We start from the raw sequence: 14,408 nt of genomic DNA, 5'->3' as shown, positions 1-14,408 counted from the left end.
GATGATCAGTCGGCGTTGAGGATGCCGACGTAGCTTTCGGGCTTGTCGAAAGCCTTGTCATTGATGCGCCACAAATCGTTGCCTTGCGGAAGATCCACTCCCGCACCAAAGACATCGCCTAGGCTTGCGACTTCCTTGATCAGGAACTTGTGGGCGTCGTCCGGTTTGGCCTGGTCGTTCATAACCCAGGCGATGCGCTGCCAATCCTCGAAGAAGTACTCCTGCAGCAGGGGCAGTACCTGCCGGCGGAACACGTCAGACAACCCGGCGAGATTGTCGATCTCAAGGAAGTAGGCATGTCCCAACAGGTAGTCTCGTCCCAGCAGAATCTCGATACGACGATTCATGGCGAGCAGCAGATCCTGCAGATCGATACCGGCAACGTTCTTGCCAGCCAAGGCGTCAGGTCGTGGCGACATTTCTTCAAACTTGAAGCGACGGCGCAAGGCGATGTCCAGACCGGCTAGGGACCTGTCGGCGGTGTTCATGGTGCCGACCAGGTAGACGTTGTTCGGAACGCTGAACTTCTTTTTGGAATACGGAAGAATGACTTCGAGCGCTTCTTCCGTCCCCTTCCGCTTAGAAGGTTCGATCAAGGTGATCAGCTCACCAAACACGCGCGAAATATTGCCGCGGTTGATCTCGTCGATGATGAGCACGTGCGGCAGCCCCTTGGACTCCTGCGCTGGCGCGGCGCCGTCCAGCTTGACGGAGGAAGTCTCCAGATAGTCAGCGAGCTCTGGCCAGCCGAAGCGCCCAAGCTCATACACGGTCTTCAAGGTGAACTTGCGCCCGCCGTTGAGTGGACGGATGTCGAGTGAGAGACCGGTAGCCAGCCAGCGAACCGGCAGCATATTGACGTAGTCGGGACGCACGCCAGCAGGCGGCGTCGCCTGATACTCGTACCCGCCTTGGACGACACCGACGGCTTGGAACTGCTCCTCTGATCCGATGCAGAGCAGAACATCGCCAGGCTCGATCTCCTGCGAAAAGTCTCGCAAGGAGCTGCGGTCGTTGGTGCCAAGACTGGCATAAGCAGGGACCTCGACCAGGTGCTCGCTCTTCAGATCGCCCACCGCGCTCCAGCCGATTCGGGCCTCGCCATGAGTGAAGCAGTAGTTGCGCGTCTGACTGGGGACTACCGTGCCATCGATAGAGATCTTCCAGATGCGCGCATCCTCTCTAACACCGATATCAGAGGCGACCTGGGCTGATCCGCGAGCGTCGTCGCAGATGCTTCGGAAGACGCCTGGCTCCACCCGGTATTGCAAGGTTCCACCTTCGCTATCAGCGCGCAGGCCTTCGACGAAATCTTCGTAGCTGAAGCTTTGATGGAAGGTAACAAATCGAATTCGGTGTTCGGCCACCAGTTCGTCATACCGTGACTTCATTGCGGCACGATCATTCGCATGCTTTGAAGCGAAATCGGGGTCGAGTATTGCCAGCGCTTTGTTGATGGTGGCGTAGGTCTTGCCGGTGCCCGGCGGACCGTAGAGGATTTGGTTCAGTGGCTGGACGGTCATGACAGGCCTGGAAGTCGGTAAGTCGGCGGTTGAGGGTGTCAGCGGCTTCGATTCGTACCAGTCGCAGAGTTCGACCAACTCCGGCAATGAAGACACGCGTACGGTGTAGGCCTGCTGTCCGGCAGCCAGATGCGGTGCGTGGCTGCCCAGATGATGGTTTCGACTTTTCGCCGGCGGATACTCGCCCACCTGATCGTCCTGAAAGTGCGGAGGGCGCGCATTGAGGAATACCTGCAATGCGGATTTCTTGACCGGACTGGTGCCTGGATCGAAGGCCAATTGCCGTCCTGTCGGCGTGCGATAGGCGGCGATGTGAGATGTGCCGCTGTAGGTACCTGGAAAGCGGTTGTCCAGGTAATCCATTGCTACCTGAGCGTCAAAGGGCGTTGCCTGATTCTTCTCCCATGCGTCATGGGACAACAGTGCGAACGGCTTACTTGAACGCTTGCGCACTTCGTCCAGGGCGCTCATGTATGCGGACAGTGTTCCTTTTGGAATGGGAACGCCCGCTTCCTCAAGCCATGGACGGGTCTGCCCGTCGATCGGGAAATAGCGATCGGGGTCCACGTAGAACAACGCCTCGGTAAGCTTCGCAAATCCGGTATTTGGAACCTGCAGCGCCCGTGCGAACGTATCCGGGTCAAGTTCTGCCTTACTTTGTTTGAACAGCTTCCAGAGCGTGGGGATCATCCAGTCCTGGCGGTTTGCCTTAGAAGGGAACATCCACACCTTCATGGCATTGGCGGTCGGGACGCCATCAAAGTCGGATGGCGGCGGCACGTCTAGTCCGACCACTTCAATAAGTTTGGCGAACAGCCGCTTCCGCTTCTCAACGCGATACTTCGTAAACATGCAGAAGAAGGTGAACGGATCAATCTCCTGCAAAGAGATCGTATTTCCGGTCTCGTCTTTGTCGTCGAGACCGGCATCAATGCCAACTTCTTTGAGAATTTCAACCAGCTCCGGCTGGCGACCCTCGTAATCGACCAGCCAGGCAGCCACTGCCTTGAACACGGGAATCCAAGTGAACTTACTCGCCATCAGGTGACTTCCCTTTCGTTCTTGTGGTGTCGGGCAACTTCACTTCGAGCAATTCTTGTTCCAAGGTCACTGCTGGCATTTCCTGGAGCATTGACCATCCCGCACTGACCGCCGCTGATCTCATGGCATCGCGTATCGAATCAGACACGTCTCGTCCACCGACAAGTGTTGTTGCATCCATGAGCCATGGTTGCATCGACGCGTCTTCCGGCACCGCAACCTCCCGCAAGCGAGCCGCAATCCGAAAACCACCGACGTCGATATCTCCCCAGTGGTAGAACGTCGCTGATTGCGAGAGCGTATCGGTCAGTCGACGAAAACCAGCAACCCATGCCGGCGATGGCATGCCACCGGTGAACACGACCAGTCCATCCGTTCTGCCCGTTATCGCCTCAGCGACCAGATGGAACGTCGTCAGGTTCTCAATCGTCAGTACCCATGCTGGCGAAGCCGCCAGACCACGCACGTTCCGCGGCGCCACGCCGACGTAGGGCCGCGCGATTGTGCAATCAGGCCCCTGCTGCATCAGGATGGTGCCTGCCCCAGCGACCATTAGCGGTAGCGGCTGCTTGACCAAGCCGAGCGTCTTGAGCACCTCCCACTTGCCACGTGGTCGACTTGCCAGCCCTTCCCCGGACAGCACGTCGAGTTGCGGTAGCAGTTGTTCGATCCGCTTCGTATCCGAGAACAGGCGTCCACTGAGGACACGGATGACCTGATCCTCCCCGGACCTGGCTGCCAAGGCATCGAGCACGTGCAGGGCATCTCGCCACGAGTGCCAGGAGTCTGCTCCCAAAGCACGCACTCGGCGCAGCGCGGCCCACGCCTCTAGCACGTCGCTCAGGCGCGGATAGCGCTCCAGCCAAGAAGTCAGCCCCTCCTTGGCGGCCTGCAGCTGATCCACGTTCGTGCTCAGGCCCAGCAGGTCGGCCAGCAGATCCACGTCGCGCACGCGCACCCACTCCAGCGGTCGATCCTCGCCGCCTTGGTCGCCCCAACCCGCCACCACCGCGCCTCGCCTGACCGCACTCTGGATCTGCTCGTGGCCACGCATGCGCTCGTCGAAGCTCTGTCGCCAGTAGATCGAATTGGTGGGCATGAGGTTTGATTTCTGCGGGGCAGCCGTGGATCCGGTTACCCGCTTCCGTTCGCCGCGCTGCAACTGCTCGCGCAAGACGGTCTCCACCCACACACACAGCACCGGCCGCCGCCCCTCAGCCACCTCCGGGCTCCGCAACCTCGGCCAAGGCCTCCTCCATCAGTTCCGGATGCACGGCGACGATGTCGCTGGCTAGCAACTCCCGGGCAGCCGGCTTCACCTCGTTGCGGAACAGCTGGATCCGCTTCGATCCGAACCGCGCCATGTCCCAATACACGTCGAGGAACGACGACATCTTTGCCTGGTCGGATTCCGGGCCGGCGATGACCATCTGCAGTCCGAGGGCATTGAGGTACTCGGCAGTCGCGCGCACGTTCTGGGCATCCATCTTCTCGAACGCCTCGTCCAACATGATCAACCCGCCGCACCCTGGTGTGCCCGCCGGTTTGCCGAACGCGGCGGCCAGCGCGGCACCGAAGATGACGTAGAGCGGCGTGCGGTGCTCGCCGCCGGAGCCGGGCCCGAACCGCTTGCTGAGCTTCCCCTTCAACTCGCCGCCGGCGTAGATGTCGACGTCGTAGCTGAAGAACAACCGATGGTCATTGAGCGGACTGTTCTCCAGTTGCAGCGGCGAGCCCTTGCCGTCGCCTTCCACCAGCAGCCGAAACTCCTCAGGGATCGGACCGGAGCCGCCAAACAGCGTGGCCTCGCTCTCGCCCATCTCCCGCACGCGTTGCAGGAACTCGTAGAGCTTCCGGTGCTGGTCGACCTTGGTGGCCTTGAACTGATACCGCTCGCCGTTGGTGAACTCCGGCGCCTTGTCCAGGATCCGGTTCAGTCCCTTGATCTGCTCCTCAATCGCATCGAAGCCATTGAGCAATGTATGCGCCACGTCCGACCGGAAAACGTCGACCGCGGCCGCATACGCACGGTCGGCCTCGTCCTTCTTCTCGACCAGTTCCAATTCGGACATCCGCTTGATCTCGCCATGGATCATGGACTGGGCCTGCTGCCAATCCTGATCGCGGATCTCGTGGTTCTCGAGCTGGTAGTTGGCCAAGTAGGTGGTCATAAGGCCCCACGCCTTGATGTTGGCGTTGTTGCCCTTGCCGGTGCTGTCCTCGTGCTGCTTGTTGCACTCGTCGATCGCGGCGGCCGCATCCTCGTCGGTCTTGGCATCCACTACCTGTCGAAGTTCCTCGGCCGCGTTGAGGTCGCACAGCGGGTTATGGCGTGCGGCCGACTCCGCCTCCCGGGCTTCGGCTTGTTCGCGCGCGAGGCGATCGAGCTGCCCACGCATGCCACCCAAAACCGATCCGATCCTCGTCAACTCGTTGGAGGCTGCGGTCTTGGCCTTGTCCTTTGCGTCGTGCTCATCGGCCGCCACCATGGCAGCGGTCTCCAGCGCGACTACCCCGCCGGAAGTGCCCGCCTCGACGATCATCTCCGCCTGGTTGATCGCCGCCTGCTGGTTCACGATTTGGCCGACGGTCGACTGAAGGCGCTTTTGGACGGTGTCGCTGTCGCCAGTCGACGCCAGCGCCTGGCCAATGTCCGCCACCAGCTGCAGCCGGTGCCTGACTGCTTCGTGGTGCTCATCCGCCTTTCGCAGTGCCTCGCGGGCCGCCCGAAGCTGCTCATCGTTGCTGACCCCGCCGATGCGCAGGCCCGCTCCCGTCGACAGGCGCAGGCGGTCGACGCCACCTCCGGAACTGACCATGCCGTCGCGCGAAAGGGCCTTGCGGCCCACGCGCAGTTGCTCGCTGCTGTCTACCAACTCCACCTTGCCCAGCTCGCCCTGCAGGAAGCGCAGCGCCCCCTTGTCGTCACCGGCGATCAGCTGGGCGGCATACCTGCCGCCACCGGGGGCCTGCCATGGGCGCGTGCGGGTACTCAGTGCGAGTTTGGCGGCGTAGATGTCACGGCGGTTGCGCCGATAGATATCGATCGCAGCCGTCTCCTGCGCCGGGTCGTGGACCAGCAGGGCATCGACGTTTCGCCCGAGGTATGCCTCGATCGCGGGCTGCCACTCCGGATCCTTGACCTCGACCAAGTCGCACACGGGCGTGGTACGGATGTCGGCGTCCTCAAGCAGCGCCTGTAGACCTGCCACTTCGCGCCGGAGCGGCGCGCGACCCGAGCCGGCCCGAGCGACGTCGCCTTTAGCCAAAGTCAACGTTCGGTCCGCCTCGACCGACTGCTGGACCAGATCCATCCGCACGGCGTCGACCGCCTTGTGCAGCGCGCCGATGGCGTTGGCCACCACCAGGATGTCCTCGGGCTGGATCTCTTCTTCTCGCCGCGCGAGTTGAGCCAGTGCGGACAAATGCTCAAGTGCCTTCGCACCCTCTCCCTGCACGCCGGCCAGATCCTTGTTGCCCACCAAGCGCCGCACGGCGCCGCCCAGCCGGCCCACATCGTCCACGAACACCGCTCGCAGCCCGTCCAGTCCCTCGCGACCCTTGGCCAGCTCCGTCCGGCTGCCGAGTTGGCGAAGAAACTCGGGATCCTGGTTCAGCGCCACCTGCGCGATGACCAGCCGCTTGTGTGCTTCCGCGGCGTCAACCTTTGCCTTACTCAGCGCCGCCTCTGCCGCGGCCTGCCGCCCTTCAAGATCCTCAATGCTGTCAGTCGCCTCGCCTACCTGCTCGCCGAGCCGTTCCGACAGGTACACGGCCTTCAGATATCCGAAGTTCGCCGCCTTGACGAAGTGCTGCCTGACCGCGCGGTACTGCTTCTCGACGGCCTCGGCCTCGGCCAGGCGCGCGGCGAGCTCCTGGATGGTGCGCTGAATCTCTCGGAACTGATCCAGCCGGGCCCGGAACTGGGTGACATTGGTCGGTCGCGCCTCGATCAGATGGCTCCGCAGGGTGTCGTTGAGATCATCGACGTCGCGGTTGAGCTTGAGCGATCGAGCGAACGCCGTGCGGATCGCCCGATAGTTCGGCGACTCGCCGCGCTCGGCCAGATGCGCACCAAACAACTGGCGGGAGAACTCCTCGCCGTTGATGGTGAACACCGGCGACGTACCAACCGCCCTGCACCGATCAGCGAGTTCGTGCTGCATCCGTCGCCAGGGCAACACCATCTCCTTTCCGCCCTGCACCTCGATCATCTGCTCGGTACGCAGCGCGACGCCGGGCAGGATGTAGAGGCTGTGGAAGGTGTGATCCTGGCTGTCCAGAGTCGCCGACAGGGCGGCGCCGGCGGTTACCGCCACACCGGTATCGGGATCGCGGAACACGAGGTTGATGTACGTGTTGGCCGAGTCCCGGCACACGTCGCTCGGCCGCTGTCCGTACACGCCGAGGCAGTAGTCGCGAAGGCTGCGGGCCCGGCGCTTGCCTTCGCTCGAGGCGTTGAAGTGGATCCGGTTGCGATCGACGCCGAGCAGCACGATCTGCAGTGCATCGAGGAGTGCCGTCTTCCCGGTACCGTTGGGCCCGAGGAAAGCCGTGTTCCAACCGACATCGAGATCCTGCCGGGTATAGAGGAAGTACTGGACCAGACCAATCGACTCAAGCTGCTTCATCATCGGCCTCCTCTTCGACGACTTCGGGGTCGACGCCGTAGGCCGCTATCTGCAGCAGTGCGGTCTGGCCCAGGATGTCGGTGATCGCCGGGCGGATGACGATCTGGAAGGGTTGGTCGTCTGCCGCTTCGATCTCGCGGGCCATGCCGTTCCGCTTGAGTGAGCGAACGAGATCTCGCATCTCGCCGCGGTCGGGGAGCTGACGGCCCAGCAGGTCTTTGTAGAGTTGCTCCAGTTCCTCGAGAGTGACGAAGGCCTCCCCGTCCACAATGTCGACCGCGTTGATCCGGTCGTCGTAGACCCGTCGCAGCAGCAGCGCCAGCCGTGTCTCCTCCAGCCGCATGCGGGCACCAAAGGCGTGGCGCGGGACTGCGACGACGTAGCCGTGGTGCGAGTTATGGGTGATCGTCATCCCGAACTGCTCGAACACGTCGCGGAAAGGCCCCAGGTGGCGGGTCACCAGTTCATAGGGCAAGCGCCCGCCGCGGTCGCCGGCGTAGATCACCTGCTCCATCATCAGCCGATAGGCTGCCTGCTGGTAATCGTGCTCCTCGTAGATCCCGTTGCTCTGTGCCGCCAGTCGTTCCCAGTTGGCCATCACGCTCTCTCGCGTTCGACGACAAAGCGTCGATGGGTCATGTATTCGTTGTTCGTCATGTGCTCATCCTCGAATCGCACCCGAATCCCGCGCAGCATCTGCATGACGGGGTCGTGCCGACGTAACTGCAGAGGCCCGTCGTCACGCGAAGCGATCAGCAGCAGGCGCTGGTAGCAGCACAGGTCGTTGATCGATTCGACCTCGAGAGCGTCTGAGTCCACCCGCTGCTTGTCGTCGAGCATCCGCGCGACATAGTTGGCCAGCTGCACCGCGGTGACCTTGCGGTTCTCGACCATGCGCCGGCGCAGCCACTCCATCGCCAGCTCCTCATCCGATAGCTCGATCGCCTCGACTGCGGTGGCCACCTGCTCCCTGGGCGGCTTGCGAGGCTTGGCAAGCGCGAGCGCCGACCAGTGCACGCCGCCGGCGTCGCCCGGTAGGGCGGGGTGATCTTCTTCCATCTCCGCCAGCGCGATGCACGCCCGGCTGATGAGCTTGTCCAGGTGTTTCGGGGCGCGCAACTTGTACTCGATCAGCGCCAGCGCCCGCTGGTTGGCGATGTTGATCTCCTCGTCGAGCCGGGCGAGGTGATCCTCGATGTTGTTCAGGCGCAGCAGTTGGTGGGTATCACGCCGGTAGGCAGCCTCCCCGCGCTCCCGGTCCCCCTTGCCGATGTGTTCGACGTACCAGGTGACCAGTCGCTCACGCGAAGCGTCGTCATCCTGCAGCGCGTAAGTCTTTTCGATGATCTGGCCGCGGTACTGCAGGGGATGGTTGCGGGTCCGTAGCTCGCTGTAGTCGGCGATGTACACCCGCTCGACGAAGTCGGTGAAGAAGCCATGGACGAAGTCGCGTGCGGACTCTAATTCCACCAGGCTGTCCATCAGGTCCTGCACGCGGCACCCGGTGTTTACGATGTGCGCCATGCACTGCCGGGCCTGCTTGGCAGCGGTTTGGTAGGCGCTGCAGGCATTGGGATCGCTGCTGTCCTCGGTGACCGAGCGCAGGTTGAGCAGAATCGATCGCACCTGGCCGCCGATGTACTCGGGCTCCTGCCGGGCGAACTCGTTGAGCATCGTGAACAGCATGCCGATCCGCGGCTTCACTGTGACCATATCGACGAGGCCGCGGCGCCGCACCGAGAACCATCCCGCTTCGGAAAGCGTCTTGAAGATCATGTGGCTGAGCACCCCCACTGGGGTCTGCAGCTCGCCGTCCCAGGGATCATCGGCCACGATGCACGACTCGATGACTCGAACCACCACGGTCTTGGACACCTCCTCGCCCGGGGCGCGACCGTCGTCGCCCCAGAGCGTCGACATCACCCTCGATAGAACGTCCCAGTAGTGGCGGCTGTTAGCCACGCCCAAGGGCCGGAAGATGCCTTCCGGCAGTCGATCGAACAGCGGTGCGACAGCTTCCTGGTCCAATTTGGAGCCTCGGGTCCCCGGCCACGGCATCGGTAGCATAAAACGTCCGATACTTTTATGCTACCGGAAACCCAGCCCACGTCGGCGCCATGGCAAAGACCCCCCGCGGCCACCAAGAACGTCTGAAAGCAGTCGAGATTCTGCTGCTATGGGAGGGCCAGGTCTCCCGACCGCGTCTGGCCGAGATCTTCGACGTCCACGGCACCGTCCTCAGTCGCGACATGGCTGCTTACGCCGATCTGGTACCCGACAACTGCCAGTACGACACCGGCGCCCGAGCGTACGTCGTCACGCCGTACGCGCGCCCGCAGCTCACGGATGGTCGATTCAGTGAGTACGAAGCCCTAGTGGGCACGCTCGCCTTACGTGGACTGCGCGCGGGCGTCGAGCTCGTCTCGGCCCAACAGCACGCCACGCATATCCAGCACGGGCCGTTCTCTCGAACCCACACCGCGATTCGCGAGGGCAAGCAGATCCGGATCGAGTATCGATCGCTCAACAATCCAGAAGCACACGAGCGCACGATCCGGCCCCACGCTCTCATCCAAGCCGGACCGCGCTGGCACGTTCGCGCGTACTGCGACAGGGCCAAGGAGTTTCGTGACTTCAACCTCGGCCGGATCAGCCGAGTAGACGATCCTGCGTATTCGCTGCTGCCAGGAGCAGAGGAAGACCAGGTGTGGGACACGCTGATAACGCTTCGTTTGATCCCGCACCCACACTTGAGTGCTGCCCAGGCCCAACTCGTTCGCGATGAGTACATGGCGGGCACCGTTGCGCGGGTTTTCGAAGTCCGCCTTCCCGTGTCCAAGTACCTTGTCCACGCGTACAGGGCGGCGATCGATACCAGCAGGCAGCTCCCACCAGACTTCATTCTCGCGGTGCATGAGCCAAGCGAACTTCCACCAGGAGCTCTGCTATAGGCTGCGGCACTTAGTTGAAGCGCCTCTCATCGCGTCGCTCAGGCGAGAAACCTCTTGTTTACGCGCAGCGAGTCGGCGCTCGCGACTCGATCTTTGGCGAAGGCACAAGGACCCAAGACCCGAATGAAGATTCAATCCGTTCGTATCAAGAACTTCCGCACTCTGAAGGATGTGACGATCCCCTTTGACTCCGTCACGACTTTCATTGGACCGAACGGCGCCGGCAAGTCAACTGTGCTTCGTGCCATTGATTGGTACTTCAACGGGAAGCCTGGTTGTCTGACGGAGAAGGACTGCTCTTTCGGTGCGATTGACGAGAACATCGAGGTTCAGATCACATTCGCTGACATCACCGACAGGGATCGTGAAGAACTTGGCAAGTACGCCCCAACTGGGGTCACAACTTTCACCGCTTGGAAGCGTCGCAGCCCAGACGGGACTGAGAGCCTATCTGCGAACTCGAAGAGCTACGCGCCGTTCAACGCGATCCGCGGGAAGGGATCGGCTGCTGAAAAGAAGTCCGCTTACAACGAGCTACGAACCTCAGACCCATCGCTTGGTCTCCCAGCCTGGGCCAGTGTCGACGCTGCCAACCAAGCCATGACGACCTGGGAGGCCGGTCACACCGAGCAACTCATTGAAGCGCCAGAGCCCCTGCAGACCAACTTCTTCGGCTTCAACAGCGGCGGCAAGATGAGCGGCCTTTTTGACTTCGTCTTGGTCACTGCCGACTTGCGGGCGAGCGAGGAGTCGATCGACGGGAGATCAAGCATCATCGGTCGAATCCTTGAGCGTTCAGTCGATCGCACTGCCGCCGATGAGGCGATTGCGCAGATCGTCGAGGAGTCGCGCGCGAAGCAACAAAAGGTCTACGAGGAGAAGTTCAAGGCGCAGCTCGAGTCCGTGACGACGCGGCTCAATGAGGTCGTCACGTCCTATTCGCCTGGTCGGGCTGTCACAGTTGCTCCTGCCGAGGTGCAACTAAAGGCACCTCGAACCACATTCGATGTGGCCGTGCTCGATGGCACAACCGAGACCGCTGTGGAGCGACAGGGGCACGGATTTCAGCGCACGCTTCTGATCTCGGCGCTCCAACTTCTAGCGCAATCGGGTGCCGCGTCGGCAGAGGGTGCTATCTGCCTGGCAATCGAGGAACCGGAGCTCTATCAGCACCCGATTCAGGCCCAGACCTTTGCAAAGGTACTGAGGTCACTTGCCGAGGACGCCGGAAAGCGCATCCAGGTGACCTATGCGACTCATAGCCCTTACTTCCTTGAGGCTCGACACTTCGATCAAGTTAGACGACTGACGAGGTCATCCGACGAGACCCCTGTGGTCACTGTCCACTTCGCAACTGTTGCCGACGTCAAGGCGAAGCTAAATGAGGTAATGAACGCCGACGCTGTAGATCGCGGACTCGATGGCATCGTGGCGAATCAGCTTGCCGTGGCGCTATTCGCGCATCGCGCCTTCATCGTGGAAGGCACAACAGAGTCGTCAGTCTTTTACGGAATTGGTGACAAGACCTCTGTGGGTTCGCTTGAGGCTGCCGGCATCTCCATCGTCCCCGCAGGAGGCAAGACTTTGATCCTGCTGGCGCACGCGATCCTGACGTCGATCGGTATCCCTGTCTTTGCGCTCTTCGATGCGGATGGCGGGTTTGAAACACGCGCGAGGGACAATGGGAAGCCCCAAGACAAGATCGACGAAGAGCGGAGGAGTCATGTAGCGGCGAATCGCGCGGCGCTGAAATACTTTGGCCGAACCGAAGAGGATTTTCCCTCTGCCATCGTTGCCCAGGAGGTCGCGATCTTTGAGGATCACCTTGAATCGTTTCTGTCAGCCAACTGGAGCGCGTGGATCACGGCCTGCAACAAGGTCGAAACTGGGGCAGGTATCACTCTCGCAAAGAATCAACTTGCATACCGGACAGCCACCCTCATGGCCGAGGGAACAGTGCCGGAGATGCTCATGCAGATCCTGGCGAAGGCAGAGGGGAAGTAGTCATGCAAGGGACAGGCAAAGCTGCTGACACCTTCCTCTGCGTGGTGACTATGGGTCGGAAGCGGGCCTAGGCTGACCAGAATGGCGACGCACTAGGATCGGCATGCATAATCAGGCGGGCAGCGTGGCGGCGCTGGTTTGCAGGGCGCCCTTGCAGAAAGAGGCACCACAGGGGCGTTATGACGGAATCTGAGAGCGGCGAGCCGGGCTCCAAGGGCGGCATATTCATTACGCTCGGCCGGGACCTGGCCAAGGCCGCGATCGATCCGCCGGTGGCCAGGGCGGACGAGGTGGCCCTGCGAGTGGCCCCCGGGCACTCCGCCCAGCCGGTGAAACCGCCTGCATCGATGGACTTCGGCGCAACACCGCTCGACGAGCCCACCTACACCCGACTGCCGGAACGCAAGGAAGTCGAGTCCAAGCAGTGGCCGGCTCCAGTGCGCGCGCTGGCGGCCATCGTGCTGGGCCTGCTGGGGTTCGTGTTCCCGCTGCTCTTCATCCCAGCGGCGTTCTTTGCGTTCAGCGTCTTGGGCGAAATCGCGCTGCGCAACGAAAAGGCCCTCGAAGACGACGATCCGAGAGCCGGAATCACTTCGTCAGATGCGAACTGGCGCGCCTACTGGCTGAAGGACTGCGAATCGCCGGCGGAAGAGGCGTTTCTCCACACGATGATCAATGCCTTCGGCCTGGTGCCGGTCAAGGGCCAGCTACGCAAAGGCGACACCGTCCTGCTCCTGCAGGTGCTGATCCCGCCCTATCGCGCCGACTTCATGGTGGGCGAGCGCCTGATCGTGGAAGTCGATGGGGCGGCCTACCACTCCTCCCCGGAAGCGAAGGCACAGGACGCCGAACGCGACGCGTACATGGTCTCGCGTGGGTTCACTGTTCTTCGGATACCGGCAAAGGTCGTCCTCAGCAACCCCGCCGAGACCGCGCGGCGCGTGCGTGAGGCGTTGGCGAATCTGCCGGCCCTCCTGCCCAAGGCTCCCAAGAGCAACCCCACGCCACGAGCGCGGATCGCATCGGCCTCTGCAGTCCTCGACGATGGCTTTCGCAACATGCATCGATGGGTCCGAGAGGACGAGGAGCGAAAGAAGCGGGAGAAAGAGGAGGCGACGACTAGGCTTCACGCTGAGTTTGAAGTGGAGATGGCCATCAATGAAATATGGAAAACCGACGGCGAGTTTGGTGTCGAGCTGGGCAAGCGAATCGAAGGACGTCGGCAAGCCCAGCGCGAAGCGCAGAAACGGCGAAATGATGCGATGCACGCGTCACCCGCCAATTTCAGATTTCCCGGCGAATCTGACCCTCCACTTGATCCCGCTATAGAGAAAGCTTTCCGTCTGGAAGAGGCTCAGAAGCTCATAGCGGAATGGCGTGCAGTCCGAGCTCAGCGAGGCAGCTGAGTCATGCTGGTGCTGCCCTGACGCACCAGCTACCCGTTCGGCTTCATGGCCCCTCGTTGGCTGCGCGTACCGATCGGCTTGATCACAAGTTCCGGTCTGAGCTGACCACTGCGCTGTTATTGACCAGGTCCGCTTTCGGCCAAAAGCGGCCGCCGGAGACTTGCTGGAAAGGTGCCGGATAACAACTGAACTAAGTCGAGCCCAGAAGCGGCTTCGGATTGAATGCATTGTTGATGGGAAGCTACATTGTCCAATAGCAGGGGAGCTCGGCAATGATCATTCTTTTCTTCATAGCCTTGGCTTTGGCTTGGCCGACATACGGGCTATCCCTTGCTGGCTACTTCGTACTAGTGGTGGTGCGAGCCTTTTTGCAAGCAAAGTCACGCCGCCATGAAGCTAGGCAACTTGGTGCAGGGCGTGACCTGCTCGCAGGCAGATCAAGTCATCCTCCGTCTTGGATCATGCAAGAAGACCGGCGTGATGAGTTCCTCTACGGTGCCCGAAAGTTGACGCTTCGAAACGGTCTACCGGAATCGTTTGTCCGCGGACTGTTTGAGGACAAGAGGAACTTTAAAATTTTGATTCATTACGTGGGACTGCTTGAGGACCGAGGAGCATCTTTCATTGAGCAGCAGATGGCAGCTTCAGAAGTGGTCAAGAAGATGTGGTTGAAGCAAGGAAAGCCGGAGCTGTTCGCCTCTCCTGATGCGCACGATGCTGAAGCGGAGGACGACGAGTCGTTTGAGGCAGAGCAAGAAGCCCCATGCTAGCCAGCGGCTAGCGTTGAACTCGTTCCGATGAGGATGAACGGGGCTCGCGCCATAAGGAAGGTGCGCAGCACTCATCAGCGAC

Annotated in this window: 9 protein-coding genes; 4 read left to right on the top strand and 5 right to left on the bottom strand. The window is 61.5% G+C overall.

Annotation, left to right across the window (positions count from 1 at the left end):
- Positions 1 to 5: 5 nt before the first annotated feature.
- Genes ACXJJ8_RS06180 through ACXJJ8_RS06160 form a run of 5 tightly spaced genes read right to left on the bottom strand, consistent with a single transcriptional unit; the run spans position 6 to position 9,223 of the window.
- The gene (locus tag ACXJJ8_RS06180) at positions 6 to 2,564 is read right to left on the bottom strand and encodes a DUF8426 domain-containing protein (protein WP_499027742.1); all 2,559 of its coding nucleotides are present in this window, start codon (positions 2,562 to 2,564) and stop codon (positions 6 to 8) included.
- The gene (locus ACXJJ8_RS06175) at positions 2,554 to 3,738 is read right to left on the bottom strand and encodes a Wadjet anti-phage system protein JetD domain-containing protein (RefSeq protein WP_499027738.1); all 1,185 of its coding nucleotides are present in this window, start codon (positions 3,736 to 3,738) and stop codon (positions 2,554 to 2,556) included. The genes ACXJJ8_RS06180 and ACXJJ8_RS06175 overlap by 11 nt, the downstream gene beginning before the upstream one ends.
- A 40-nt stretch (positions 3,739 to 3,778) precedes the next feature.
- Complete coding sequence (locus tag ACXJJ8_RS06170) at positions 3,779 to 7,195, bottom strand: SbcC/MukB-like Walker B domain-containing protein (protein WP_499027734.1); 3,417 nt, start codon at positions 7,193 to 7,195, stop codon at positions 3,779 to 3,781.
- Positions 7,182 to 7,793 (bottom strand): DUF4194 domain-containing protein, encoded by a 612-nt coding sequence (locus ACXJJ8_RS06165; protein WP_499027731.1) that lies wholly within the window; start codon positions 7,791 to 7,793, stop codon positions 7,182 to 7,184. Before ACXJJ8_RS06165 ends, ACXJJ8_RS06170 begins: the two co-directional genes overlap by 14 nt.
- Entirely contained in the window at positions 7,793 to 9,223 is a 1,431-nt protein-coding gene (locus tag ACXJJ8_RS06160; protein ID WP_499027728.1) for a Wadjet anti-phage system protein JetA family protein, read from the bottom strand. Before ACXJJ8_RS06160 ends, ACXJJ8_RS06165 begins: the two co-directional genes overlap by 1 nt.
- Positions 9,224 to 9,312: 89 nt before the next feature.
- On the opposite strand from ACXJJ8_RS06160, the gene ACXJJ8_RS06155 reads away from it, so the two are divergent.
- The 4 genes from ACXJJ8_RS06155 (at position 9,313) to ACXJJ8_RS06140 (ending at position 14,326) form a co-directional block, all read left to right on the top strand.
- Positions 9,313 to 10,146: a helix-turn-helix transcriptional regulator gene (locus tag ACXJJ8_RS06155; protein ID WP_499027726.1), complete on the top strand. Its 834-nt coding sequence runs from the start codon at positions 9,313 to 9,315 to the stop codon at positions 10,144 to 10,146.
- 123 nt (positions 10,147 to 10,269) lie between these two features.
- Positions 10,270 to 12,150, top strand: coding sequence for an ATP-dependent nuclease (locus ACXJJ8_RS06150; protein WP_499027723.1), 1,881 nt, complete (start codon positions 10,270 to 10,272; stop codon positions 12,148 to 12,150).
- A 179-nt stretch (positions 12,151 to 12,329) separates the two neighbouring features.
- Positions 12,330 to 13,556, top strand: coding sequence for an endonuclease domain-containing protein (locus ACXJJ8_RS06145; RefSeq protein WP_499027721.1), 1,227 nt, complete (start codon positions 12,330 to 12,332; stop codon positions 13,554 to 13,556).
- A 272-nt stretch (positions 13,557 to 13,828) separates the two neighbouring features.
- Positions 13,829 to 14,326: a hypothetical protein gene (locus ACXJJ8_RS06140; protein WP_499027718.1), complete on the top strand. Its 498-nt coding sequence runs from the start codon at positions 13,829 to 13,831 to the stop codon at positions 14,324 to 14,326.
- The last annotated feature ends 82 nt before the right edge of the window (positions 14,327 to 14,408 follow it).

Source organism: Lysobacter sp. P5_C4 (assembly GCF_054049695.1).
Note: the sequence above shows the minus strand (reverse complement) of the source record. Positions and strands in the feature narration are given on the sequence as shown.